Here is a 25,227-nt window from a genome sequence, read left to right on the forward strand (position 1 = left end):
CACGTCCTGAGGGGAATGATGTCGATCGATGCTGATGTGACGGCCGCCATGAGGCGGCCGTCACCCGGGAGCATCAGCCTGCTTTCTGCAGGTAGGCTTCCGAGAAGCTGTAGGTCGCCCCGGCGGCGTCGATGGTGTGGTTCTTCAGCCGGCGGTTCGCGACCGTGTAGGTAATCGCCTCCGTGAGATTCACGGCCGGAAGATCGTGATGAACGATCTCCTGGAACCTGAGATAGTGCTGCCGGCGCTTCTCGAAATCGTTCTCGCCGGCCGCAGCCTCCAGCAGCGCGTCGACCTCTGGATTCGCGTAGTGGGAGGGGTTCGAGAACTGCAGGCCGATCTTGAACGCCTTCGACCAGTAGATGCGGTGCACGCCGTCGAGCGGGTCGTAGCCGTTCTGCAACGCCTCGACGTCGATGTCGAAGGCCCGGTCCGTGTAGACCTTGTTGGCGAAGGTCGCGTAGTCGTAGGTCTGCACTTCCGCAGCGATGCCGACGGCGCGCAACTGGCCGCGCACCTGGTCGGCGACGCGCTTCAGCGTGTCCAGCCAAGGCGCCCAGAGGATGCGGATCGGGAAGCGGCCTCCCTGCTTCTCGGGAAAGCCGGCCTCGTCCAGCAGTTTGCGCGCCAGCGCCGGATCGTACTTGTAGAACGCGATCTTCGGATTGTTGAATTCGCCGCCAGGCACGATCGCGGCCGGCGAGAGACGGGCTTGTCCGTTCCAGGCGACCTCGCGGATCGCAACCGGGTCGAGTGCATGCGCGATCGCCAACCGCACCTGCCGGTTCTGGAGGATCGGGTTGTCCAGATTGAAGAAGATCTGGCTCTGCTGCGCGGCGCGTGCGTAGCCCCGGTCTTCGAATTCCAGCGTCGGAATGGCCTTCAGGCGCTCGATATCCGCCGCCGGGACGGGGTTGCCGTTGCCGACATCGATTTCTCCCGTCTCGAAACCGGCGACGCGCGCCGCCGGGTCCGGAATGATGCGGGCAACGATCCGGTCGACATAAGGCCGGCCTTTTTGACGGTAGTCCGGATTGCGCTCCAGCAGGACGTGGCTGCCCTTCACCCACTCCTTGAACACGAAGGGACCGGTGCCGACCGGTTTCTGATTGGCCGGGTTGGTGACGAAGTCCTTACCCTCGTAGAGATGGCGGGCGAAGATCGGCGCGGAGGTCGCGTCGAGCGCGCCGAGCAGATACGGAGCCGGCTTCGACAGGACGAGCGTGACCGTCAGGTCGTCGGGCGTCTCGATCTCGCTGATGTTGGCGAAGGTGGCGCGACGGCGCGGATGCAGCTCCTTGAGCGTCTTGATTGAATAGGCGACGTCGGAGGAGCTGAAGGGCTTGCCGTCATGCCACTTCACAGTCTCATGGAGCTTGAACGTATAGCGCAGGCCGTCCGGTGAGATCTCCCAGGATTTGGCCAGGGCAGGGATCGGCTTGAGGTCGAAATCGAAGCCGATCAGCCCCTCGAAGATCTTGTTCGTGATCGCCTCGGTCCCGCTGCGGTCGATGTTGGACAGCATTGTCGGGTCGTTGCGCCCATAGCTGAAGGTGACGGTCCCGCCGAAGCGCTCCTTCTCGGGAAGTTCGGCCTTGCCCTGGGCGAGCGCGATCTCGGGCAGCAGCACGCCCATGACGCCGAGAGTTCCCAGCCCGGCGACGACCGCGCGACGTGAAGGCGCGCCCTTGCCACGACCGCCGGCAAAAGAAGAAGCATCATTGTTCGACATGGTGTCGATCTCCGTCATGAAATGTCGGTGGAATGGGGTCAGCCGACGCTCGCGGCGATGGGCGCGACGGGGTCGATCGCACGGTGGGCCGAATGGGAAAGGCCCAGCCGCTCGCGCACCGTTCCCTCGCCGTATTCGCGCCGGAAGATGCCCTTGTCGCGCAGGAGCGGCACCACGGTGTCGACGAAGTCCTCGAGGCCCGATGGCAACACGTCCGGCATGATGTTGAAGCCGCCGATGACGCCCGCACGAAACCATTCTTCCATGCGGCCTGCGATCTGCTCGGGGGTCCCGATCGCGATGGGGCTCAGCGTGCCGCCGCCCTGCACGCGGATCAGGTCGCGCACGGTGAGGCGGCCGCGCTGCGCGGTCTGCGTGGCGACGTTGAAGAAGGTCTGGTTGCCGTTGACCGGCAGCTTCAACCCGTCCGGCAGCGGAGCGTCGAGATCGAGTTTCGAGGGGTCGATCCCGAGCTGATCGGCGACCCGACCAAGTCCGTATTCGAGCGGAACCAGCTCCCAGAGATCGCGCTCGCGCCGGCGAGCCTCCTCCTCGGTGCTGCCGATGATCGTCACCAGACCGGGGCAGATGACGACATCGTCGGGCTGACGTCCGTAATGAAGCAGCCGCTCCCGAACCTTGCGCGCATAGACGGCAGCATCCTCAAGCGTATGCGAGACGGAATAGACGACATCGGCGAAGCGGGCTGCGAGGTCGATTCCGTCCGGCGAGCCGCCTGCCTGGACGAGGAGGGGCCAGCCCTGCGGTGATCGCGGCAGGTTGAGGGGGCCGCGCACCGAGAAATGCTTGCCCTTGTGGTCGATCGGATGGACGCGCGACAGGTCGACGAAGCGCGCCGTTTCCTTGTCGCCCACCAGAGCACCCGGCTCCCAGCTGTCCCACAGCGCGGCGACGATCTGCGTGAACTCGCGCGCCTTGTCGTAGCGGTCGGCATGCGCGGCGACCTCGGACAGGCCGAAATTCGATGAGGCCTCGGTTTTCGACGTCGTGACGATGTTCCAGCCGGCGCGGCCTCTGCTGATGTGATCGAGCGATGCGATGCGCCGAGCGACGTTGTAGGGCTCGTTATAGGATGTCGAGAGCGTGGCGATCAGCCCGATATGCTGGGTTGCCGCGGCGATCGCGGCGAGCGCGATCGTTGGCTCCAGCGCGTAGCTCGGCCGGTATTGCGGTCGATCGATCAGCGCAGGGACATCTGCCAAAAAAATCGAGTCGAAGGTTCCCCGCTCCGCGGTCCGGGCACCCCTGATATAGAAATCGATGTCGTAGAAATCCGTCGGCTTCGCCTCTGGCGTCCGCCAGGCCGAACTGTAGGTGCCGGAGTGGATGAAATGGACGTTAAGGGCAAGCGATTGGCGGGGTGGCATACCAAGTCTCTGGAAAAATATATAATCTACCTAATAGATATATAATTAGCCGAGGACAATGACCGGCTGCCGTGCGGAGTTTCCCGCGAACTCGGATTGTCACCAGCTGCAATAGCCGCAACGCGGCGCGGCAAATCCAAAATCAGGCAACCGTGAGAGCTGATTATGTCATTGACATATAAATGATAATCAAAATGCGACCGCGACTGACTTATGACAGGCGCTCGACCGCGCTCGCCGCGTCAGACAGCACGAAAGCGCCGTGAGTTTCCGAACAACAGACGTGAATCCTTTCGATGGATAAAAGAAAGGAAAAGAATTCTAGTTCGTCGATGCTCTTTTGGCGCTAAGCCATAGGCGGGCCGCTGGAGCAAGCCGCGTCCTTTATTCCGAACAGGAAGCCGAGATGAGAGTAGCCGGCGTTTTCGGACGCGCATTGATCAGGGCGATCCCGACGATGCTGGGGATCGTCGTCCTGTCATTCTTCCTGCTGAAATTGGTTCCCGGCGATCTCGTGGACGTGCTGACTGCGGAGAGCGGTGCCGCGACCGAGGAGGGCGTGGCGCTCTGGAGACGGCAATTCGGCCTGGATCTCCCGCTCCTCGCGCAATTCCTGGTCTATCTCGGCAATCTCGCGCAGTTCAGCCTCGGCACATCGCCGCGCTTCGGGGTTCCCGTTTCGGAACTCATTCTCGAACGCCTGCCCGGCACCCTCGCGCTCATGGGAGTCTCGCTCGCCATCGCTGTCGGTCTCGGCGTCGTGCTGGGTTCGGCAATGGCTGCCCGCCGCGGCAGCTGGCCTGATCGTGTCCTGTCGGTGATCTCGATCTTCTTCTACTCCGTGCCGAGCTTCTGGATCGGCCTGATGATGATCGTGCTGTTCTCGGTGAAGCTGGGCTGGCTCCCGTCCGGGGGGGATCGAACCATCGCCTCCGGCCTCTCCGGCGTGAGCCTCGCCCTCGACCGCGTGAAGTACATGATGATGCCGTGCCTCTCGCTGTCGCTGTTCTATGTCGCGATCTACGCCCGGCTCATGCGGGCCTCGATGCTCGATGTGGCGAGACAGGACTATCTGCGCACAGCACAGGCCAAGGGCGTTCCGCAGCGGACCGTCCTGTTCACCCATGCCCTGCGGAACGCGCTGCTGCCGGTGACGACCGTCGCAGGCGTTCACTTCGGTGGAATCCTCGGCGGAGCCGTCGTGGTCGAGACGATCTATGCATGGCCCGGCCTGGGCCGCCTCGCCTTCGAATCCGTCATGGCGCGGGACTTCAACGTGATGCTGGGCATCCTCGTGCTGTCCTCGGTTCTCGTGACCTTCGCCAACGTCCTGGCCGACGTGACGCAAGCCTGGCTCGATCCGCGTGTGGAGATCGGCTGATGGCGTTAGTCGAAACCACGTCGCCGGGTGGAACCGCATCGTCCGATGGGCTGGCCGTGCTCGCCAGCGAGCGCAGGCGCTCGGTTTTCTGGGTGCTGACGGCCAATCCGCTCTGCGTCGCCGGCCTCGCCATTCTGTCTGCCTCGCTGCTCCTGGCTGTCTTCGCCGGTTTGCTTGCCCCCGGCGATCCCCTCGCGCCAGTTGGGCGGCCGCTTCAATGGCCCGGCCAGCACCGGGATTTCCCGCTTGGGACGGACTCGATGGGGCGGGATATGCTGGCCGGCCTGCTGTACGGCGCGCGCGTCTCGCTGCTGGTCGGATTTTCCGCGACGGTGATCGGCACCGGCGTCGGTGTGCTCGTCGGGGCTCTTTCGGGATATTTCGGAGGCTGGATCGACAGCCTGCTCACGCGGCTGACCGAGATCTTTCAGACGATCCCCAATTTCATCCTGCTCGTCGTGATGATCTCGATCATCGGCCCGTCGGTCGCGACGATCATCGTGGCGATCGGCCTGGTGAGCTGGACGACGATCGCACGGCTCGTGCGCGCCGAGTTCCGGTCCATCAAGGCCCGGGAATATGTGATCGCGGCCAAGGCGGTGGGCGTCCGCGACACATGGATCATCCTGCGCCACATCCTCCCGAACGCGCTTTCGCCGATCATCCTGACTGCCTCGATCATGGTTGCGTCCGCTATCCTGTCGGAGAGCGCCTTGTCCTTCATGGGCCTGGGGGACCCGAATGCGGTGAGCTGGGGATCGATGATCGGCGAGGGGCGGCAGTATCTCCGCTCCGCCTGGTATGTCTCGGCTCTGCCCGGGCTCTGCATCGTGCTGACCGTGCTTTCGCTCAACCTGATCGGCGACGGCCTCAGCGAGGCGCTCGATCCGCGGCTGTCGCATGATTGAGACTTGGACCAGTACCCGGGAACAAGGCTCGCTCTCGCCACTCGTCGATGGCGAATGGCTGGCCGGACGGCTCGGCGACGCCTCCCTGCTCGTCTTCGACTGCACGACGAGCATCGTGCCCGATGAGAAGACGATCTATCGGAGCGTCCCCGAACGCGCGCGCTTCGAGGCGGCCCATATCCCGGGTGCGCAATTCATCGACGTCCAGGCCGATATCTCGGACTCGGCGAGCCGCTGGCGGTTCATGCTGCCCGCGCGGGACGCGTTCCAGGCGGCGATGCGGCGGTTCGGCCTGAGGCAGGACAGCCGCGTCGTGCTCTACAGCACCGGCGATCCCTGGTGGGCGACGCGGGTGTGGTGGATGCTGCGCGTCTTCGGCTTCGACGGCGCGCATGTGCTCGACGGTGGCTGGGATGGCTGGCTGCAGGCTGGTCGTCCGGTCGAGAGCGGCCCTGCGCGCCCGCGTACCGGCGGTGACTTCCGGGCGGCGCATCGTCCCGAACTCGTGGCCACCCGGGATGACGTGCTCAGCGCGATTCATGACGACCACGGCGCATCTCTCGTCAACGCTCGGCTGCCGAGTCAATTTGCCGGCATTGACGGCAACAGTTATGGCCGACCGGGGCGGATCGCGCGGAGCGTCAACATTCCCGCAGCCTCCCTGTTCACATCCCAGCCGCGTCGCCTTCTCGAAGAACAGGCGCTGCGCGAGCGCTTTTCGCAGCTCCCGGCCGACAGGTCCGTGATCCTCTATTGCGGCCACGGTATCGCCGCCAGCGCCGACGCCTTCGCTCTCGCGCTCATCGGCCGCCGCGACGTGCGCCTCTACGACGCCTCGCTCTCGGAGTGGGCGGGCGAGAACGATCTGCCAATGGAAATCGGCTGACGCCCCTCAATCTTACAGGAACGGAATATGCTCAGGATCGGCCTCATCGGAGCGGGCAGGATCGGCTCGGTCCATGCGAAGCATCTTGCCTCGGTCCGCCAGGCAACAATCGTCGCGGTTTTCGATCCGCTGGCGGATCGGGCCCAGCGGATCGCGGACGAGCACGGCGCACGGATCGCTCGGGATTGGCGTGACATCGTCGAAGCGGACGACATCGACGCAGTTGTCATCGCGTCGTCGACGGAGACGCATCCGGTCGTGCTGCGCCATGCCGCGCAGACGCAGAAGGCAGTCTATTGCGAGAAGCCGCTCGCGAGCAGCCTGTCCGAGGCTCATTCCCTTCACCGCGATCTGTCCGGGCAGAGCTCACGGGTGATGCTTGGCTTCAACCGCCGCTTCGACCGCAACCACGCCAGTGTCGCCGCCGATGTCGCAGCCGGAGCGATTGGTCGTGTCCAGACCGTGCAGATGACGTCGAGAGGTCCGAACGCGATTCCGCCGGCAAGCTATCTGAAGGTCTCGGGCAACCTCTTCTACGACAAGATGGTGCATTTCTTCGACCTCGCGCGATGGTTGACCGGCGAGGAGGCGATCGAAGTCTCGGCGCTGGGCTCGGTGATCGCCGATCCAGTCTTTGCCGAGTTCGGTGACGTCGATACGGCGCTCGTGACCCTGCGGATGGAAAGCGGCGCTCTGTGCCTGATCGATAATGCCCGGCGTGCCGTCTACGGCTACGACGACCGCATCGAGGTGTTCGGAACGGGCGGACTGCTGGAGTCGTCGCGCATCACTGAAGGCAACGTGATGCGGATATTCGATGACAAAGTGCTGACCGAGGGACTGCCGAAGGACCCGATGCTCCGGATGGCGCCGAGCTACGCGGCCTCGATCGCGGCCTTCGTCGAATTCGCGCTTGGTGAGAGATCCGCGGTTCCGGGCATCGAGGACGGCTTCCGCTCGCTCGTCCTCGCGGAAGCGGCAACCCGCTCTCTTGCAGAGCGGCGAAACGTGACAGTCAACGAGATACTGGGCTGACCTTCCGACGGTAGCGCCTCTGGAACTATGCCGGTGATGGCGCCGCCCGTAGCTGCCAGGGCGGCGACCAGACTGTCATCTGCGACTCCGTCCATGTCGACGAACAGCAGAACCCCGCGCTGAAGCCACGCGTCGTCACCTTCGACCAGGGCGACGACATCCGCGATCGCCTGAGCTGTTAGATCGATAGCGATGCGCTGGGCCGGCACGGCTTCTCGATCCTGGCCCCGGCGGATATGGCATTGGTTATTCCTGCACCCGTCTCTCCGGGGTAGCAGATTTCGATGTTGGAAGCTGGATGCGGGCAGGCGAAGGTTCGCAATTGCCCGATTGCGAGAGGCTGGATTGAGCGCCCCTGATCGGAATTTCGATGCTCCGCTCGTCCTGATCGAGGACGTGCGATCGGGCGCCACCCTCTCGTTCACGCGATGCCACCGCGTTCTCGAAGCGCGGACATTCGCTGACGTCCCGGCCGTGCTGGCGGCCATGCTCGACGCCCAGAACGCCGGGTACCATCTGGCGGGATATGCCGCATACGAACTGGGTTATATCTTCGAGCCACGGCTCGCCGCGCTGGCGCCCGAGCTGAAGGGGCCGCTCCTCCATTTCGGCGTCTTTGACGAGCCTGATCGCTTTGACTGGGGCGCGGTGGGCGGCGCCGGGAGCCTGCGACATTTGTCACCGGTATGGACGCTCGACGACTACGAAGCCCGCTTCAGGAGCGTGATCGCCTACATCCGGTCAGGGGACGTCTATCAAGTGAACCTGACATTTCCCATGCTCGGGACGTGGTCCGGTGATCCGGTTGCGCTGTTTGCGGCGCTGCGCTCTCGTCAGCCTGCGCCTTACGGAGCGCTCGTCGCGCTCGGTGGGGACACCATTGTGTCCTTGTCGCCCGAGCTCTTCTTCGAAGCCCGGGGCTCGTCGATACGCGCCCGCCCCATGAAAGGAACCGCGCCGCGGCATGCCTCACCGGCTGATGATCTGCGCGCAGCGAGCGAACTGGCATCGAGCGAGAAGAACCGGGCCGAGAACCTGATGATCGTCGATCTGCTGCGGAACGATCTAAGCAGGATCTCCGAAGTCGGGTCGGTTGGAGTGACGGACCTTTTCACCATCGAGCGCTACCCCACCCTGTTTCAGATGACGTCCGGGATCGAAGCGCAGCTCCGGCAGGATATCCGATTTCCGGATTTGCTCCGCGCTCTCTTCCCCTGCGGTTCGGTGACGGGTGCGCCCAAGATCCGGGCAATGCAGGTGATCCATGAGCTCGAAGAGCATCCGCGAGGCGTCTACTGCGGCAGTATCGGCATGTTCTCGCCGCAGGGAGAGGCGCGGCTCAGCGTCGCGATCCGGACGCTGACGCTGAGCGCCTCGGGCACAGCGACCTACAACACGGGCTCAGGGCTGGTTTTCGATTCCGAAGCCCAAAGTGAGTACGCGGAGTGCCTGCTGAAGGCGGCGTTCCTCGATGATGGCAGCACCTCGTCGCTGCAGCGGGCATCTGACCAGCACTAGCACCGAGGACGGGCTGCGGCTGCGCATCGACAGACCGGCGGGGGCTTTCCCGTCGGCACCAAACCGGAAGAAACGCGTTGAGCACTCCAGGAGGCTTGCCCCCGTGCCGTTGCAAGCCAGGCTTTCGAGGTCCGAAGCCTTGCATGGCGGCCCGCCCTAAAAACGGGGCAGGACCAGTCGCGTGCGCCGGGATCGTTTCGGGCTAGCACCTAGGCTAGAACTCGATGCCTTCCTGTGCCTTCACGCCGGCGGCGAAATGGTGCTTCACCAGCGCCATCTCTGTGACGAGGTCGGCAGCCTCGATCAGCTCCGGCTTGGCGTTGCGGCCGGTGACGACGACGTGGAGATCGGGCCGGCGGGCCTTGAGCGCCCCCACCACCTCGGCGAGCGGCAGGTAGTCGTAGCGCAGGGCGATGTTGAGCTCGTCGAGCACGAGCAGCCGGATCTCAGGATCGGCCATCAGCTCCCCAGCCTTGGCGAAGGCGCGCTCGGCGGCGGCGATGTCGCGGGGCTTGTCCTGCGTTTCCCAGGTGAAGCCCTCGCCCATGCTGTGCCAGCTGACCTGATCGCCGAAGGCTTCCAACGCCCGGCGCTCGCCGGTCGACCAGGCGCCCTTGATGAACTGCACCACGCCGATGCGCCAGCCATGGCCGAGTGCGCGCAGGATCAGCCCGAAGGCCGCCGTCGACTTGCCCTTGCCGGGGCCGGTGTTGACGATGAGCAGCCCCTTCTCGACCGTCTTGGAGGCGACCTCGGCGTCCTGCACCGCCTTGCGCTTCTCCATCTTCGCCTTGTGGCGGGCGGCTTCGTCCGTATCGATCATCACTTCGCTCGTGTCATTTTACTTGCATCGGCAATCCGGCGACCATGAAGACCACGCGGCCGGCACGCGCGGCAAGCGCCTGATGCAGCCGCCCGGCCTCGTCCCGGAAGCGGCGTGCCAGCGCATTCTCCGGCACGATGCCGAGGCCGACCTCGTTGGAGACCAGGACGATCGGACCAAAAACCCGCTCGCAGGTGGAAATGAGAGCGGCAGTGGCAGCGACAGTGTCGCGCTCGGCCAGGATGAGGTTGGTCAGCCAAAGCGTCAGGCAGTCCACCAGAACGGGCCGACCGGCCGGCATCGCGGCGATCGCCTCGGGAAGGTCGAGCGGAGCATCGACCGTTTCCCAGCCGGACGGCCTGCGCGCCCGGTGGGTGGCGATCCGCTCCCGCATCTCGTCGTCATAGGCCTGTGCGGTGGCGATATAGGCCCAAGGTGCGGGCAAGGTCTCGATCAGCCCTTCGGCGTAGCGGCTCTTGCCCGACCGGGCCCCACCAAGGACGAGAGTCAGATGACGCATTTCGCTAGGCATACCATTCGCCATGTTCACGGGGCCCTCAGCCTGAGGAGCACCCTCAGGCGCGTCTCAGGATGAGGGCTCACAAGGAATAGAGCCTTTGCATTGCACAGCGTCACCGCGAAGGCTAATGATCGTCGCTGACGGTGCCTCCGCGAGGAGGTGAAAAGGGAACGCGGTGCGGGCTTGCTCTGCCCAATGCCGCGGCTGCCCCCGCAACTGTAAGCGGATGTCCTTCGCCATCGGCCACTGGAGCGTTCACTCCGGGAAGGCGGCACAGGGCGCCAAATCCGTGAGCCAGGAGACCTGCCGTCGACCCGCAAAGATCCAACCGGCTGCCGGCGGGGCGGCCACGGAGAGCCCTATGAACACTGCTTCGGTTTCCACTACCCAGCTCAGCGTCTCGGAACGCGTCAAGGCGGTCGCCGCCGCGCTCGTGATCGGCGTCGCGCTGATCTACACGACCGGCTTCGCGGCCTCGACCGACGTCCACAACGCCGCGCACGACACCCGTCACGGCCTCGCCTTTCCCTGCCACTGAGGGAAAGCAACCATGGTTACGCGTGTTCTCACGGTCAGCATTCTGGCCGGGCTTCTGGCTGGGCTGATCGTCGCCGCCCTCCAGCATGTCACCACCACCCCGCTGATCCTCAAGGCCGAGACCTATGAGGCGGCGCTGCGCCTGCAGGCGCCGACGCTCGCCGCTTCCGACGGCGAAGCCAGGATCATCCTCGCGCACGGCCCCGCCGGCGATGCGCCCGGCCACGAGCATGCCGAGTGGAAGCCGCAGGACGGCCTCCAGCGCACGCTCTTCACCAGCGCAGTGACGATCGCGACGGCCATCGGCTTCGCGGCGCTGCTGCTCGCGGGCATGATCGCGGCCGGCGACACGATCGACCAGCGCAGCGCCCTGGTCTGGGGAGCCTGCGGCTTCCTCGCGCTCGGCCTCGCACCGGCGATGGGGCTCGCTCCGGAATTGCCGGGCGCGGCGTCCGCAGCGCTGGAACAGAGGCAGTTCTGGTGGCTCGTGACCGCTATCGCGACGGCGCTCGGCCTTTTCCTGTTCCTGCGCTTCGAGCAACCCTGGCTCAAGCTCCTGGCCGCCGTCGTGATCCTGCTGCCGCATGTCATCGGCGCCCCGCATCCGGCCTCGCCGGAGAGCAAGGTGCCGGCCGAGGTCGCGGCTCATTTCGCGGCCCTCTCCCTCGGCATCCAGGCCGCACTCTGGCTCGCGACCGCCTTCATGGTCGGCGTGCTCTGGCCCTGGGCCAGCCGGCGCGCTGCCCTGGCGCGCTGAAGGCAGCGGAGCCTGCAGGCTCCGCGCGAAAGGCAAGCCATGTCCGAGGGCGACCTCACCATCCATGTCTGCACAGCCTGCAGACGCGCGCGCGCCGATCTCCCGGAGGGTTACGACCAGCCGGGGCTGGCGCTCGCCGAGGCGCTCGCCGAGCGCCTCGGCGCCAAGGGCAGCACGATCCCCGTGCTGCCGGTCGAATGCCTCGCCGTCTGCAAGCGGCCCTGCACCATCGCGCTCTGCGCCGACGGCAAATGGACCTATCTGATCGGCGACCTCGACACGCAAACCCATCTCGACGAGATCGTCGGCGCGGCGGAGGCCTATGCCGCCAGCGCCAACGGCATCGTTCCCTGGAAAGAGCGGCCGCAGTCCTTCCGCAAGGGCGTGGTCGCGCGCGTGCCGCCTTTGCCGGCGCGCCAGCAAGGATGACATCATGAACGCTCCGCAGACCGCAAATCTCGGCAAGACGCCGTGCACGATCATCACCGGCTTCCTCGGCGCCGGTAAGACGACGCTGGTGCGCCACCTCCTCGAGAATGCGCAGGGCAAGAAGCTCGCCGTGCTCGTCAACGAGTTCGGCGACCTCGGCTTCGACGGCGAATTCCTGAAAGGCTGCGGCATCGCCGGCTGCAGCGACGAGGACGTGGTCGAGCTGCCGAACGGCTGCATCTGCTGCACCGTCGCCGACGATTTCGTGCCGGCGCTGGAGAAGCTCCTGAACCGGCCGAACCCGCCCGAGCACATCCTGATCGAGACCTCCGGCCTCGCCCTGCCGAAGCCGCTGGTGCAGGCCTTCAACTGGCCAGCGATCCGTGCCCGAGTCACCGTCGACGGCGTCATCGCCGTGGTCGACGGCCCGGCCGTGGCCGAGGGCCAGTTCGCCGATGATCCCGAGGCGCTCGCCGCGCAGAAGGCGGCCGACGCGTCCGTCGATCACGACAACCCGCTGGAAGAGGTGTTCGAGGACCAGATCCTCTGCGCCGACCTGATCCTGCTCAACAAGAGCGACCTCGTCGACGCGGCCGGCCGCGCCCGCGTCAAGGCCGAGATCGCCGAGCATCTGCCCAAGGCGATCAAGATCGTCGAGACCGCCCATGGCAAGGTCGAGCCCGCGCTGATCGTCGGCCTCGGCGCCGCCGCCGAGAGCGACCTCGCCGCCCGCCCGTCGCATCACGGGGAAGGCGAGCACGATCACGACCATGACGATTTCGACTCGGTCGCCGTGCCGCTGCCCGAGGGCCTTTCGCCGGAGGAGCTCACGGCGCGCGTCGCCAAGGCGGCCGAGGCCGAGGGCGTGCTGCGCCTCAAGGGCTTCACCGCAGTGCCGGGCAAGCCGATGCGGCTCGTCGTGCAGGGCGTCGGCCGGCGCGTCGGCCATCATTTCGATCGTCCCTGGGGCGCGAGCGAAGCACGCGACGGCCGCCTCACAGTGATCGGCCTCAAGGGCTTCGATCTGAAGGCCGTGGAAGCGGCCCTCGCGGGGGCGTAACATCAACCGATGCACCTGCTCCCGACCAGCGAGATCAGGCTCGACGACGGCGAGGACGCCGTCGATCTCGCCCTGCCTCTGGGAGACGTGCTCGTCCTGTCCTTCACCGACAGCGACCTCTCCGCGCTGGCGGTGGCGGCACGCACTTACGCGGAGCCGTTGTCGTCATGGCCGGACTTGCCCCGACCATCTACGTCGTCGCTGCTCGAAGACCGTGTCCAAGACGTGGATGCTCGCCACAAGGGCGAGCATGACGGGCAGAGCCTGTCCGTCCGCCTCGCACCGCTCCGGCGTTTGAAGCACCCGCTCTCGGTCGATTTCCTGATCGAGAAGACAGCGGCGCAATGCCGCTTCGTGCTGGTGCGCTGCCTCGGCGGGCTCGACTACTGGCGCTACGGCATCGAGCAGCTCGGCGCCACCTGCCGCGCGCGCGGCATTCCGCTCGCGCTCCTGCCCGGTGACGAGCGCGACGATCCAAGATTGGGCGAGCATGCGACCGTGCCACCCGGGTTCGCCGCCGAGCTGCTGGCCTATTTCCAGGCCGGCGGCGGCGCGGAGAACATGCGGCGGCTGCTGAGGCGGATCGACGACTATCTGGAGGGGTCGCGCGACGCTGCCGATCGCGCTCCGCTTCCGTTGCCGCCATTCTTCGCACTGGGCGGAGGCGGTATGCCTCTGCCTTGGCGGGACGCACTCGCCGCCCTGCCGGCAAACATCCCGCTGGTCCCGATCCTGCTCTATCGCTCCAGCGTCGCGGCGGGCGATACGGCCATGGGCGAGGCACTGACGGCCGCCCTGACCTCACGTGGCCTCGCGGCGCTGCCACTCGCGTTGACCAGCCTGAAGGACCCGGCCGCCACGGCGGAACTCGCGGCGCTGATCGCGACGTGCAGACCCGCGCTGATCCTCACCACCACCGCCTTCTCGGCACGCGAGAGCGCGGATTTCGTGCTCGACGCCGCCGATTGCCCGATTCTGCAGGCCATGCCCGTCGGCAGCCCCCGCGAGGCCTGGGAGGCTTCGCCGCGCGGCCTTTCGGCTGCTGATCTCGCCATGCAGGTGGCACTGCCGGAATTCGACGGACGCATCGGCGCCATCCCGGTGGCCTTCAAGGCGGAAGCGAGCGACCAGGCGACCGGGCTCAGCATCCGCCGGCTCGTGCCCGACCGCGACGGCATCTCTGCGCTTGCCGATTTGACGGAGGGGTGGATCGCGCTGGCCCGGAAACCCGCGGCCGAGCGAAAGCTGGCGCTGGTTATGTCGGACTACCCCGCGCGCGGCGGCCGGGCCGGCTTCGCCGTCGGGCTCGACACGCCGGCGAGCGTGCTGGCGATCCGGGAACTGCTTGCGGGGGTGGGATACCCCGTCGATCTCCCCTCCCCGGTCATCCCGGGCGACCGGAGGGAGACCCGGGATCCATACCTGAGCGTCTCCGATGAAGGTTCAGGCATGGATCCCGGATCCGTGCCGCTGACGCGGCTTGTCCGGGATGACGGCCAGTGGGGAGGCGAAGGCGCAGGCCTCATGGCCGCACTTACTGCCGGGCCAACCAATCTCTCCATGCCGCTCGCGGCCTATCGCAACTGGCTCGCCACCATTCCCGCCGCAGCCTGCGGGGCGCTTCTCGCCGCTCATGGTGAGCCCGAAGCCGATCCCACCTGCCGCGAGGGCGCCTTCCACTTCCGCACCGTGCGTTATGGCCGCCTCACTGTGGCCCTGCAGCCTCCACGCGATGCGACGCCCGACCGCAAGGCTGTTTATCACGACCCCGATGCCCCGCCGGGCCATGGCTATCTCGCCTTCTACCTCGCGCTGCGTGAGACGGAGGCCATCGACGCGCTGATCCATCTGGGCACGCACGGCACCATGGAATGGCTGCCGGGCAAGGCGGTGGCGCTCTCGGCCGGCTGCTGGCCGCGCCTTGCCGTCGGCGGGCTGCCGGTGATCTACCCCTACGTCGTCGACGATCCCGGCGAGGCCGCCCCGGCCAAGCGGCGGCTCTCGGCGGTGACGCTCGGCCATCTGCCGCCTCCCTTGGCCGAAGCGGATGCCGCCGGCGAGACTGCTTTGCTGCGCGACCTCGTCGAGGAGTTCTCGCAGGCGCAGGTGCTCGATCCGCGCCGCGCCGACATCGTCGCCGCCGAAATCCGCTCGCGCGCCGAGGCGAGCGGGCTCGCCGCCGCCTGCGGCGTCGCTGCCGATACCGAGATGAACGAGGCGCTGACGCGGCTCGACGCCCATCTCTGCGACATCGCCGAACTGCCCTTCCGCGACGGGCTGCATGTCTTCGGACAGTCCGATGCTGATCCAGCCTCAGCCAGCAACGAACGCGAAAATCTCCTGCGCGCCCTCGACGGCCGGTTCGTCCCGCCCGGCCCCGCAGGCTCGCCGCATCGCGGCCGGCCCGACGTATTGCCGACCGGGCGCAACCTCTCGACGCTCGATCCCCGCGCGATCCCGACGCGCGCTGCCGCCAGGCTCGGGAAGCTCGCGGCGCAGGCGGTGGTGTCGCGCCATCTCCAGGATCACGGCGACTATCCCCGCCGGATCGTGATGGACCTCTGGGCCTCGCCGACGTTGCGCTCCGGCGGCGAGGATATCGCCCATGCGCTGGCGCTGATGGGCATCGAGCCCCTCTGGGACGATGCCTCGACGCGTGTCACCGGCTTTACGATCATCCCGCAGCCGAAGCTCACCTATCCGCGGCTCGACGTTACCGTGCGCATCTCCGGCACCTTCCGCGACACGTTTCCCGGCCAGATCGCCTTGATCGACCAAGCGGCCCGAGCGGTGGCCGCGCTGGACGAGCCGGATGACTGGAACGAGGCCGCCGCGGCCCGCCGTCGCGGCGAGCATGGCGCCCGCATCTTCGGCGCCGCGCCCGGCCGCTATGGCGCGGCCATGGCCGACCGCGCGCTCGACGGCGACTGGACGCACCGCGAAGAGCTCGGCGCCGGCTATCTCGCGGCCTCCGACCATGCCTATGGCGGCCCGGAAGGCGCGGCCACAGCCGATGCCGGCTTTGCCGGGCGCATCAAGGCTTCCGACGCGTTCATCCATGTCAGCGACACCGCCGGGCGCGACATCCTCGAAGCGAGCAGCGCCGCGGATGTCATCGGCGGGCTCGCGGCGGCGGCGAAGGCGCTCGGCGCCGATCCCGCGCTGTACAGCCTCGACAGCTCGAACCCGGAAGCGCCGAAAGCCCGCACGCTGGCGGAGGATATCGCCCGCATCGTCCATGGCCGGCTGACGCATCCGCGCTGGATCGCCGGCCAGCTCGCTCATGGCTGGCGCGGCGCGGCCGAGCTAGCCGAGGCGGTCGACACGCTCTTCGTCTTCGCGGCGAGCACGGATGCCGTCGCGGACGGGCTCTTCGATGCGGTCTTCCAGGCCTATTGCGCCGATCCGCAGGTCTGGACGGCGCTGGAAAGTGCCAATGCGCCGGCTGCCGCCTCGATCCGCTCGCGGCTGGCGGAGGCCGCGCGGCGCGGGCTCTGGAGCAGCCGGCGCAATTCGGTCGGCGCCTTCCTGGCGCGGGAGGCGGCGGAATGAGCGCGCCGACCAAGGAAGCGCTGCGACGCGGCTGGTGTCCGAGCACGCTGAAGCCGATGGAGACCGGCGATGGCTGGCTGGTGCGCCTGCATCCACCGGGCGCGAAGCTGACTCCAGCGCAATTGCGGAGGATCGCGGCCCTGGCCGCCGGGCATGGCAACGGGCTGATCGAAATCTCCGCCCGTGGCAATCTGCAGATTCGCGGCGTGACGGCCGAAAGCCATCCAGCTCTGGTCGAGCGCCTCCTGGCGGAGCGCCTCGTCGACGAACATGCCGGCGACGGGCCGCAACGGCTGACATTGATCTCGCCGCTCGCCGGCTTCAACGAGGCCGTCATGCTCGGGCCTGGCCCGAACATCTCTTCGACGATATTCTCGGGTCGGCGCGGCGCGCCGCCCGAGAATGACGGGAAGGGCTTGCTCGACGCCGTGGCGTTGTCCGCGGCCATCGAGGAGCGGGCGCGAAACATCCCTGGCCTGCCGGCCAAGCTCAGCGTCGTCGTCGACGATGGCGGGCCGCAGGCACTCGACAGCTTCCCCGGCGACATCCGGCTCGTCGGTATCGGCGCCGGGCGCGCCGCCTTGAGTCTTGCGGATCATCTCTGGCGGGGCCCTATCCCCGAAGCGGAGGCCGCCGCAGCGGTCGAAGCCGTCCTGCGCGGTTTCGCGATCCTGCGCAGCGCTGATCCCGAGTGCATCCGCCGCCTGCGCGATCTGCCGCCCGAAGCGTTGGCCGAGCTGAGCCTCCTGCCCGAAATACCCGCCCCCGCGCCACGCCCTGCTCCTCGGCGCGCCGGGCTGTTCGCTCTGGGAGAGGGCCGGCTCGCGGTGCTCATCGGCCTTCCCTTCGGCCGGTGCGACACAGCCATCCTCGACAAGCTCGGCGCCGGTATCGAGGCAAGCGCAGCCGACATCCGGCTCTCGCCATGGCGAGGGCTCGCCTTCCGCAATCTTCGCCGTGCCGAGGCCGACAAGCTGATGGCGCTGGCGAACGGCCTCGGCCTGATCACACGCGACGACGATCCGCGCCTTTCCGTGCAAGCCTGTGCCGGCAGCCCCGCCTGCTCCCGCGCCGAGGCCCCGACCATGGCGGACGCGGCCAGGCTCGCCGGGGCTGCCGCCGATCTGCTCACGCAGGGCGTGACGCTGCACGTTTCCGGCTGCGTCAAAGCCTGCGCTCACCCTGCGGAATCCGACCTCACCCTGGTCGGGCGCGAGGGGCGCTACGACGCCGTGTTCGGCGGCACGACGCGGGACAAGCCGGTCGCGACGCTTGACCTTTCGACGCTCCTGGCGCGATTGCAGCCCGGACAGGAGATTCACGCACAGCTGGCCAAGGCCGTGCGTTCAACAGGACCGCGCGGTTGAACAAGGCATACGATTATATTCAGGACGGGGCGGCGATCTATGAGCGCTCCTTCGCGATCATCCGCGCGGAAGCCGATCTCGCCCGCTTCAGCGGCGCGGCCGAGCGCGTCGTGGTGCGCATGATCCATGCTTGCGGCATGACCGACCTGCCTGATGACGTCGAGATGTCCGCCGGTTTCGCGGACGCCGCGCAGGCTGCGCTCAAGAGCGGCGCACCGATCCTCTGCGATGCCAAGATGGTCGCCAACGGCGTGACGCGCGCGCGCCTGCCGGCCGGCAACGAGGTCATCTGCACGCTCGACGACCCGCAGGTCCCAGCGCTCGCAACCGAGATGGGCACGACGCGTTCCGCCGCCGCGATGGAACTCTGGAAGCCCAGGCTCGCAGGCTCCGTCGTCGTCATCGGCAACGCCCCGACCTCGCTGTTCCGGCTGCTCGAAATGCTCGATGCAGGCGCGCCGAAGCCTGCCGCGGTGATCGGCATCCCCGTCGGCTTCGTCGGCGCGGCGGAATCGAAGGAAGCGCTGGCCCGGGACGGGCGCGTACCCTGCGTCGTCGTACATGGGCGACGTGGCGGCTCAGCCATGGCGGCAGCCGCCGTCAATGCGCTGGCGCAGGACAAGGAATAAGCGGGTGAGCGGGACAGCCAAGACCCTGCTCTACGGCGTCGGCCTCGGACCGGGCGCACCGGATCTGATGACGGTGCGCGCCCGCGAGATCATCCTGTCGACGGACCGGCTGGTGCATTTCTGCAAGCGCGGACGGCGCGGCAATGCCCGCAGCACCGCCGACGCCATCATCGCGCCCGATCCGGCCCGCGAGATCGAGCTCGCCTTCCCCGTCACGACCGAGGCCAATGTCGGCGAGCCCGACTATGACGGGCCGATCGCGGCCTTCTACGAGGAGGCTGCCGAACGTCTGGCGGCGGAGATGCAGGCCGGGCGGACGCTCGCCGTGCTCTGCGACGGCGACCCGTTCTTCTACGGCTCCTTCATGCATCTGTGGCGGCGGCTCTCCCAGCGCTTCCCGACCGAAATCGTGCCCGGCGTCACCGGCATGACCGGCGCCTGGGGGGAAGCCGGCGCGCCGATCACCTGGGGCGACGACGTCATGACCGTGCTGCCCGGCACGCTGCCGGAGGCGGAGCTGGCACGGCGGCTGGCCGATACCGACGCCGCCGTGATCATGAAGCTCGGCCGCAACCTGCCGAAGGTGCGCCGCGCGCTGATGGCCGCCGGGCTTGAGGGCCGCGCGATCTATGTCGAGCGGGCGACGATGGCGCGGCAGGTGGTGGCGCGCCTCGCCGACAAGACCGATGACGAGGCGCCCTATTTCGCGATGGTGCTGGTGCCCGGCGAGGGGCGGCGGCTGTGACGGGCTCGCTCACCATCGTCGGGCTCGGCCCCGGCACGGCGGAGTGGATCACTCCCGCCGCTCAGGCCGCGCTCGATGCCGCGAGCGACCTCGTGGGCTACGGCCCCTATGTCGACCGCATAGTTGAGCGGGAAGGACGGACCAAGCACGCGTCAGACAACCGCGTCGAGGTCGAGCGAGCGGCGCACGCGCTGAGGCTGGCGGCCGAGGGGCGCAAGGTCGCAGTCGTCTCGGGCGGTGATCCCGGTGTGTTCGCCATGGCCGCGGCAGTATTCGAGGCGCTGGAAGCCGGGCCTTCGGAGTGGCTGGTCATCCCGATCACGGTCGAACCCGGCATCACCGCGATGCTGGCGGCGGCGGCGCGGGCCGGCGCCCCGCTCGGCGGCGATTTCTGCGCGATCTCGCTCTCGGACAACCTCAAGCCGTGGGATGTCGTGACCACCCGCCTCGAAGCGGCCCTCGCCGCCGATTTCGTGATCTGCCTGTACAACCCGATCTCGAAAGCGCGGCCCTGGCAGCTCGGAGCGGCGCTGGAACTGACGGCAACGCAGCGCGACGCGGCAACGCCCGTGGTCTTCGCCCGCGCCGTCGGGCGCCCGGACGAGAATTTGCGCGTGCTGACGCTGGCCGAGGCCGTCGCGGCCGCAGGCACGGCCGACATGGCGACGCTGGTGATGATCGGAGCTTCCAGCACGCGGCTGATCGCACGCGCGGGCGCGGCACCTTACGTCTATACGCCGCGTTCGGTGACGAAGAGCCCCTGTGTCACCAGCCAGGGCAGGACCTGATCGATATGATCGACGGTCTCGACATCGGGCTTGGGCGGCCGCTCCACCATGATCACCGGCAGGGAGAGCCGGCGCGCCGCCACGAGCTTGCCGATCGTCGCCGATCCGCCCGAGTTCTTGCTGACCAGGACCTCGACGCCCTCGCGCCGCATCAGGTCCTCCTCGTCGTCGGTGTCAAAGGGGCCGCGCTGCTGGATGACGTCGACATGCGGTACCGGCAGCCGATCGCCGATCGGCTCGATGGCGCGCACGAGATAGCGATGCTGCGGGGCATCAGCGAAAGCCGGCAGTTCGAGCCGGCCGACCGTGAGGAAGACGCGCCGCGGCTCATCGCCCAATGCCTGCACGGCGGCATCGATGTCCGGCACGGATTTCCAGCGATCGCCGTCGCGCGGCTTCCAGGAGTCGCGGCGAATGGCGAGCAGCGGCACGCCTTCCGCCTTGCAGGCATGCTCGGCGTTGAAGGGCATCACCGCGGCGAAGGGGTGGGTCGCGTCGACGACGGCGACGATGCCCTCATCGACCAGATAGCGCCTCAAACCCTCGATGCCGCCGAAGCCTCCGACACGCACCGGCAGGTTGGTCGGGCGGGGATCGACGGTGCGGCCCGCCAGCGAGATAATGGCACGGATATCGGGAGCCTGATCAGCAAGAAGCTGATCGAGTGCTGCAGCTTCGCTCGTTCCGCCAAGGATGAGGACGGTCATGTCGACAGTTTTGCGTGAATCGGATGTTCTGTCGAGCGGCGAGGCGCCCGCGCCCTGGCTCTCGCTGATCGGCCTCGGCGAAGACGGTTCCGCCGGCCTCTGCCGCGACGCGCTGGTGGCACTGAACGAGGCCGAGATCGTCTTCGGCGGCGAGCGGCATATCGCGCTGGTCGGCTCGGTGCCGGGCGAGCTCAGGCCCTGGCCGCAGCCCTTCCGCAACGCGCTGCCGCAGATCCTCAAGGAGCGCGGCCGCAAGGTCTGCGTGCTCGCGACCAGCGACCCGTTCCATTACGGCATCGGCAACAGCCTGAGCCGCGCGATCCCCGCCGAGGAGATGCGGATCATCCCGCAGCTCTCGTCCTTCTCGATGGCCTGCACGCGGATGCGCTGGCCGCAGGAGGAATGCGCGCTGGTTTCGCTGCACGGCCGCACGCTCTACCGCATCGTCCCGCATCTCCAGCCCGATGCCCGCATCCTTGCCCTCTCCTGGGATGAGAGCACGCCGCGCGCCGTTGCGGAACTCATGACCGCACGCGGCCTCGGCGCGAGCCGCATCGTCGTGATGGAATCGCTCGGCGGGCCGCAGGAGCGCATCCGCGAGGCCCGCGCCGACGCCTTCGCCCTCGACGATGTCGTGCCGCTCAACCTGATCGCGGTCGAGGTTGCCGCGACGCACGACTCGCGCATCCTGCCGCTGACGCCCGGGCTCGACGAGGAGTGGTTCGCCCATGACGGGCAGATCACCAAATCGGAGATCCGCGCCATCACCCTCTCGGCGCTGGCACCACGAGCCGGCGAGCTGCTCTGGGACGTCGGCGCCGGCTCCGGCTCGGTCGCCGTCGAATGGTGCCAGCGCCATGTCCGCAACCGGGCGATCGCGTTCGAGGCGCGGGCTGACCGGGCCGAGCGGATCGCGCGCAACAAGCTCGAACTCGGCGGGCTCGACGTAACTGTCGCTGGTGCAGCGCCCGAGGGCTTCGTCGGGCGCGAGGCGCCGGACGCCGTCTTCATCGGCGGAGGGCTGACCGAGGAGGGGCTGTTCGACGCCGCCTGGGCGGCTCTGAAGCCCGGCGGTCGCCTCGTCGCCAATGTCGTCACCATCGAGGGCGAGGCGAAGCTCGCGGCGCTCCACGCCGAACATGGCGGCTCGCTGCGCCGCATCTCGATCGACCGGCTCGCACCCGTCGGCGGCAAGCATGGCTGGCGCCCGGCGATGCCGGTGACGCAATGGCGGGTCGAGAAGCCTTGAGCGCCGGCCGCCTCGTCGCCGGCATCGGCATCCGGCCCGGCACCGAGGCCGCCGACATCCTCGCCTGCCTCGACGAGGCGCTGGCGATCGCGGGGCTCAGCGGCACCGCGACACCGCGCTTCGCCACGCTCGCGAGCCGAGCCGCGGAAGCCGGCATGGTCGCGGCCGCGGCCGACCGCACGGCCGAGCTCGTCGCCATCCCCGACGAGGCGCTGAAAGGCTTCGAGGCCGCCTGCGCGACGCGCTCGACCCGGATCGCCTCGCTCTACGGCGTCGGCTCGGTGGCGGAGGCTGCGGCGCTGGCTGGGGCGGGCCCGGGCGGCCAGCTGGTACAGCCGCGCATCGCGACCGCGCGCGTCACCTGCGCGCTGGCCAGGAGCGTGTCGTGACGATCCATTTCATCGGCGCCGGCCCCGGCGCGCCCGATCTCATCACGCTGCGCGGGCGCGACCTCATCGCCGCCTGCCCGGTCTGCCTCTACGCGGGATCGCTGATCCCCAAGGTGATGCTCGACTGGTGTCCTCCGGGCGCCCGCATCGTCGACACCGCCCCGCTCGCTCTCGACGCGATCATCGCCGAGATGGAGGCTGCGCATCTCGCCGGGCAGGACGTGGCGCGGCTGCATTCCGGCGATCTCTCGATCTGGAGCGCCTGCGGCGAGCAGATGCGCCGGCTCGACCGGCTCGGCATTCCCTACACGGTGACGCCGGGCGTGCCGGCCTTCGCCGCCGCCGCCGCGGTGCTGAAGCGCGAGCTCACCCTGCCAGGCGTAGCCCAATCGCTGGTACTGACGCGCACTTCCGGCCGCGCCTCGGCCATGCCACCGAAGGAAAAGCTCGCGACATTCGCCGCCTCCGGCGCGACGCTCGCCATCCATCTCTCGATCCACGTCATCGAACAGGTCGTGGCGGAACTGACCCCGTTCTATGGCGCAGACTGTCCCGTCGCCGTGGTGTTCCGCGCGACATGGCCGGACGAGACGGTGCTGCAAGGGGCGCTCGCCGACATCGCTGTCAAGGTCCGCGCCAGCGAACTCGAACGCACCGCGCTGATCCTGGTCGGCCCCGCGCTGGCGGCCGATGACTTCGGCGAAAGTGCGCTCTATTCGATCGACTACGACCGCCGCTTCCGGCCGCGGGGCGGGCTATGAGCGCGCGCGGGCTGCTCATCGCCGCGCCGCGCTCCGGCTCGGGCAAGACCACGATCACGCTCGGGCTGCAGCGCGCGCTGACACGCCGCGGGCTGACCGTGCGCGGGTTGAAATGCGGGCCCGATTATATCGACCCCGCCTTCCATGCCGCCGCGACGGGGGCGCCGAGTGCCAATCTCGACAGCTACGCGATGTCGGACAGCCTGCTCGGGCAGATCGCGGGCGAGGCGATGCAGGCGGCCGACATCGTCATCGCCGAAGGCTCGATGGGGCTGTTCGACGCCGTGCCGGGACCGGCAGGCCATACCGGCGCCAGTGCCGACATCGCGGCGCTCACCGGGTGGCCGGTCGTGCTCGTCATCGACGTCTCCGGACAGGCGCAGTCGGCGGCGGCGGTCGCGCTCGGCTGCAAGGTCTACGATCAGCGCATCCGCGTCGCCGGCGTCATCCTCAACAAGGTCGCGAGCGCCCGCCATGAGCGGCTGGTGCGGCAGGGCATGGAGCGGATCGGCCTGCCCGTCCTCGGAGCGCTGCCGCGCGAGGCAAGCCTGATCCTGCCGGAGCGCCATCTCGGGCTGGTCCAGGCCGGCGAGACCGCCGACCTGCATGCGCGGCTCGATTCATTGGCCGAGGCCGTAGCGGCTGCAGTCGAGCTCGATGCGATTGTCGCAGCGGCCGGCGACGCCATTCTCACGGCCGCAGCCGATGGCAATGCCCCACCGCTGCCCGCACCGGGACGGCGGATCGCGATCGCGCGCGATGCCGCCTTCTCCTTCGTCTATCCGCATGTCGAAGCGGGGTGGCGCGCGGCGGGCGCCGAACTCGTGCCGTTCTCACCACTCAGGGACGAGGCGCCGCCGCAGGATTGCGACGCCTGCTGGCTGCCTGGAGGCTATCCCGAGCTCCATGCCGGCACCATCGCGGCGGCCGGCCGCTTCCTCGCTGGCTTGCGCAGCTTCGCCGGGACCCGGCCCGTGCATGGCGAGTGCGGGGGCTACATGGTTCTCGGGCGCAGCCTGACCGATGCCGACGGCGTCGCTCATGCCATGGCCGGGCTGCTCTCGGTCGATACCTCCTTCGCCAGGCGCAAGATGAATCTCGGCTATCGCCGGGCCGTCCTGGAGGCGGGCGGACCGCTCGGGCCGGCGGGTTCCGCGCTGACCGGGCATGAGTTCCACTATGCCAGCATCGTCGCGCAGGGAGAGGACCCGCCCTTCGCGGTGGTGACCGATCCGCATGGCTCGGCGCCTGCCCCGGCCGGGAGCCGGCGCGGGCTGGTGACGGGGTCCTTCTTCCATGCCATCGCCACCGCAGGCCTGGCGTGAACGAGCCCCCCGTCTTCGACGAGGCCTTCGCACGGCAGTTCGAGGAGCTGCTGCGCTGGCGGCGCGATGTCCGGCGGTTCCGGCGCGATCCCGTCCCGGCCGATCTCATCGCACGTCTCATCGCCCAGACGCAGCTCTCGCCCTCCGTCGGGCATTCGCAACCCTGGCGCTGGCTCGCCGTCGAGGAGCCGGCTCAGCGCGAAGCCGCGCAGGCCAGCTTCAGCCGCTGCAATGTCGCGGCGCTGGCGTCCTATGAGGGCGAGCGCGCCGCGCTCTATGCGCGCCTCAAGCTCGAAGGCCTGCGCGAGGCTCCGGTGCAGCTCGCCGTGTTCTGCGACCACGGCACCGAGCGCGGCCATGGCCTCGGCCGACGGACCATGCCGGAGATGCTCGACTACTCGGTCGTCGCGGCCATCACGCAGTTCTGGCTGGCGGCGCGCGTTCATGGTCTCGGCGTCGGCTGGGTCTCGATCCTCGAGCCCGCCGAGATCACGGCGGCTCTCGGCGCATCACCTGACTGGAAGCTGATCGCCTATCTCTGCGTGGGCTGGCCGGAACAGGATTGCGACGTGCCGGATCTGGTCAGGGCCGGCTGGGAACAGGGCTGAGGGCTCAGGCACTCCCCCGTCAGACGCCGCCCTGCCGCAGCCGCACGATGTCGCCGCGCAAGGCCATGGCCGCCATACTACAGCAGAAAGAAAAAAGCCGGCCCGAGGGGCCGGCCTTCCGGATGATATAAGC

General features: G+C 68.1%; 24 protein-coding genes and 1 riboswitch. Of the genes, 19 read left to right on the forward strand and 5 right to left on the reverse strand.

The features are described 5' to 3' along the window. Nucleotides 1-73: 73 nt before the first annotated feature. A complete protein-coding gene (locus AC1DNE_RS19075) occupies nucleotides 74-1,732 on the reverse strand; it encodes an ABC transporter substrate-binding protein (protein ID WP_476841155.1) in 1,659 nt (552 codons plus the stop codon). Between the two features lie 38 nt (nucleotides 1,733-1,770). After that, nucleotides 1,771-3,120, reverse strand: a complete 1,350-nt coding sequence (locus AC1DNE_RS19080; RefSeq protein ID WP_476841156.1) for an LLM class flavin-dependent oxidoreductase — start codon at nucleotides 3,118-3,120, stop codon at nucleotides 1,771-1,773. A gap of 406 nt (nucleotides 3,121-3,526) precedes the next feature. On the opposite strand from AC1DNE_RS19080, the gene AC1DNE_RS19085 reads away from it, so the two are divergent. The 5 genes from AC1DNE_RS19085 to AC1DNE_RS19105 all read left to right on the forward strand — a co-directional run bounded on the left by AC1DNE_RS19085 (nucleotide 3,527) and on the right by AC1DNE_RS19105 (nucleotide 8,848). Then, nucleotides 3,527-4,501, forward strand: coding sequence for an ABC transporter permease (locus AC1DNE_RS19085; protein WP_476766512.1), 975 nt, complete (start codon nucleotides 3,527-3,529; stop codon nucleotides 4,499-4,501). Next, nucleotides 4,501-5,409, forward strand: coding sequence for an ABC transporter permease (locus AC1DNE_RS19090; protein WP_441472821.1), 909 nt, complete (start codon nucleotides 4,501-4,503; stop codon nucleotides 5,407-5,409). Before AC1DNE_RS19085 ends, AC1DNE_RS19090 begins: the two co-directional genes overlap by 1 nt. Beyond that, the gene (locus AC1DNE_RS19095) at nucleotides 5,402-6,295 is read left to right on the forward strand and encodes a sulfurtransferase (RefSeq protein ID WP_441472820.1); all 894 of its coding nucleotides are present in this window, start codon (nucleotides 5,402-5,404) and stop codon (nucleotides 6,293-6,295) included. Before AC1DNE_RS19090 ends, AC1DNE_RS19095 begins: the two co-directional genes overlap by 8 nt. A 9-nt stretch (nucleotides 6,296-6,304) precedes the next feature. Further along, nucleotides 6,305-7,330 (forward strand): Gfo/Idh/MocA family oxidoreductase, encoded by a 1,026-nt coding sequence (locus AC1DNE_RS19100; protein ID WP_476766533.1) that lies wholly within the window; start codon nucleotides 6,305-6,307, stop codon nucleotides 7,328-7,330. A gap of 345 nt (nucleotides 7,331-7,675) precedes the next feature. After that, entirely contained in the window at nucleotides 7,676-8,848 is a 1,173-nt protein-coding gene (locus AC1DNE_RS19105; RefSeq protein WP_476766513.1) for an aminodeoxychorismate synthase component I, read from the forward strand. 214 nt (nucleotides 8,849-9,062) lie between these two features. Here the strand turns inward: AC1DNE_RS19105 and cobO are convergent, their stop codons facing one another. After that, complete coding sequence (gene cobO / locus AC1DNE_RS19110; protein ID WP_476766514.1) at nucleotides 9,063-9,671, reverse strand: cob(I)yrinic acid a,c-diamide adenosyltransferase; 609 nt, start codon at nucleotides 9,669-9,671, stop codon at nucleotides 9,063-9,065. A gap of 13 nt (nucleotides 9,672-9,684) precedes the next feature. Next, nucleotides 9,685-10,203 (reverse strand): bifunctional adenosylcobinamide kinase/adenosylcobinamide-phosphate guanylyltransferase, encoded by a 519-nt coding sequence (gene cobU, locus AC1DNE_RS19115; RefSeq protein WP_476841157.1) that lies wholly within the window; start codon nucleotides 10,201-10,203, stop codon nucleotides 9,685-9,687. Between the two features lie 113 nt (nucleotides 10,204-10,316). Then, nucleotides 10,317-10,516: riboswitch (cobalamin riboswitch) on the forward strand. A 36-nt stretch (nucleotides 10,517-10,552) separates the two neighbouring features. Between cobU and AC1DNE_RS19120 the strand changes: the two genes are divergently transcribed. The 9 genes from AC1DNE_RS19120 to cobJ are packed head-to-tail and all read left to right on the forward strand — an operon-like array spanning nucleotide 10,553 to nucleotide 20,055. Further along, entirely contained in the window at nucleotides 10,553-10,729 is a 177-nt protein-coding gene (locus AC1DNE_RS19120) for a CbtB domain-containing protein (RefSeq protein ID WP_441472816.1), read from the forward strand. 12 nt (nucleotides 10,730-10,741) lie between these two features. Beyond that, the gene (locus tag AC1DNE_RS19125; protein WP_476766516.1) at nucleotides 10,742-11,485 is read left to right on the forward strand and encodes a CbtA family protein; all 744 of its coding nucleotides are present in this window, start codon (nucleotides 10,742-10,744) and stop codon (nucleotides 11,483-11,485) included. Between the two features lie 39 nt (nucleotides 11,486-11,524). Continuing rightward, the gene (locus tag AC1DNE_RS19130; RefSeq protein ID WP_476766517.1) at nucleotides 11,525-11,914 is read left to right on the forward strand and encodes a DUF1636 family protein; all 390 of its coding nucleotides are present in this window, start codon (nucleotides 11,525-11,527) and stop codon (nucleotides 11,912-11,914) included. Nucleotides 11,915-11,918: 4 nt separating this feature from the next. Continuing rightward, entirely contained in the window at nucleotides 11,919-12,974 is a 1,056-nt protein-coding gene (gene cobW / locus AC1DNE_RS19135; RefSeq protein ID WP_476766518.1) for a cobalamin biosynthesis protein CobW, read from the forward strand. Nucleotides 12,975-12,983: 9 nt separating this feature from the next. Beyond that, on the forward strand, nucleotides 12,984-16,526 hold the full coding sequence (gene cobN / locus AC1DNE_RS19140) for a cobaltochelatase subunit CobN (RefSeq protein ID WP_476841158.1): 3,543 nt from the start codon (nucleotides 12,984-12,986) through the stop codon (nucleotides 16,524-16,526). Then, a complete protein-coding gene (locus AC1DNE_RS19145) occupies nucleotides 16,523-17,893 on the forward strand; it encodes a hypothetical protein (protein ID WP_441472811.1) in 1,371 nt (456 codons plus the stop codon). The genes cobN and AC1DNE_RS19145 overlap by 4 nt, the downstream gene beginning before the upstream one ends. After that, the gene (locus tag AC1DNE_RS19150) at nucleotides 17,890-18,522 is read left to right on the forward strand and encodes a precorrin-8X methylmutase (protein WP_441472810.1); all 633 of its coding nucleotides are present in this window, start codon (nucleotides 17,890-17,892) and stop codon (nucleotides 18,520-18,522) included. The genes AC1DNE_RS19145 and AC1DNE_RS19150 overlap by 4 nt, the downstream gene beginning before the upstream one ends. After that, on the forward strand, nucleotides 18,497-19,267 hold the full coding sequence (locus AC1DNE_RS19155) for a precorrin-2 C(20)-methyltransferase (RefSeq protein ID WP_441472809.1): 771 nt from the start codon (nucleotides 18,497-18,499) through the stop codon (nucleotides 19,265-19,267). The genes AC1DNE_RS19150 and AC1DNE_RS19155 overlap by 26 nt, the downstream gene beginning before the upstream one ends. Next, nucleotides 19,264-20,055 (forward strand): precorrin-3B C(17)-methyltransferase, encoded by a 792-nt coding sequence (cobJ, locus tag AC1DNE_RS19160; protein WP_441472808.1) that lies wholly within the window; start codon nucleotides 19,264-19,266, stop codon nucleotides 20,053-20,055. Before AC1DNE_RS19155 ends, cobJ begins: the two co-directional genes overlap by 4 nt. Here cobJ and AC1DNE_RS19165 read toward each other — a convergent pair. Further along, on the reverse strand, nucleotides 19,998-20,762 hold the full coding sequence (locus AC1DNE_RS19165; RefSeq protein ID WP_441472807.1) for a cobalt-precorrin-6A reductase: 765 nt from the start codon (nucleotides 20,760-20,762) through the stop codon (nucleotides 19,998-20,000). The genes cobJ and AC1DNE_RS19165 overlap by 58 nt on opposite strands. Between AC1DNE_RS19165 and cbiE the strand changes: the two genes are divergently transcribed. The 5 genes from cbiE to bluB are packed head-to-tail and all read left to right on the forward strand — an operon-like array spanning nucleotide 20,761 to nucleotide 25,094. Then, on the forward strand, nucleotides 20,761-22,011 hold the full coding sequence (gene cbiE / locus AC1DNE_RS19170) for a precorrin-6y C5,15-methyltransferase (decarboxylating) subunit CbiE (protein WP_441472806.1): 1,251 nt from the start codon (nucleotides 20,761-20,763) through the stop codon (nucleotides 22,009-22,011). The two genes, AC1DNE_RS19165 and cbiE, sit on opposite strands and share 2 nt — an antisense overlap. Beyond that, nucleotides 22,008-22,400: a cobalamin biosynthesis protein gene (locus tag AC1DNE_RS19175; protein ID WP_441472805.1), complete on the forward strand. Its 393-nt coding sequence runs from the start codon at nucleotides 22,008-22,010 to the stop codon at nucleotides 22,398-22,400. The genes cbiE and AC1DNE_RS19175 overlap by 4 nt, the downstream gene beginning before the upstream one ends. After that, nucleotides 22,397-23,161: a precorrin-4 C(11)-methyltransferase gene (gene cobM / locus AC1DNE_RS19180; RefSeq protein WP_441472804.1), complete on the forward strand. Its 765-nt coding sequence runs from the start codon at nucleotides 22,397-22,399 to the stop codon at nucleotides 23,159-23,161. The genes AC1DNE_RS19175 and cobM overlap by 4 nt, the downstream gene beginning before the upstream one ends. Then, nucleotides 23,158-24,486 carry a cobyrinic acid a,c-diamide synthase CobB gene (locus tag AC1DNE_RS19185; RefSeq protein ID WP_441472803.1) on the forward strand — a complete coding sequence of 443 codons (1,329 nt, stop codon included), beginning with the start codon at nucleotides 23,158-23,160 and terminating at the stop codon, nucleotides 24,484-24,486. Before cobM ends, AC1DNE_RS19185 begins: the two co-directional genes overlap by 4 nt. Continuing rightward, on the forward strand, nucleotides 24,483-25,094 hold the full coding sequence (gene bluB / locus AC1DNE_RS19190) for a 5,6-dimethylbenzimidazole synthase (protein ID WP_441472802.1): 612 nt from the start codon (nucleotides 24,483-24,485) through the stop codon (nucleotides 25,092-25,094). Before AC1DNE_RS19185 ends, bluB begins: the two co-directional genes overlap by 4 nt. Nucleotides 25,095-25,227 lie beyond the last annotated feature (133 nt).

This window comes from Allobosea sp. 05L423 (assembly GCF_056397745.1).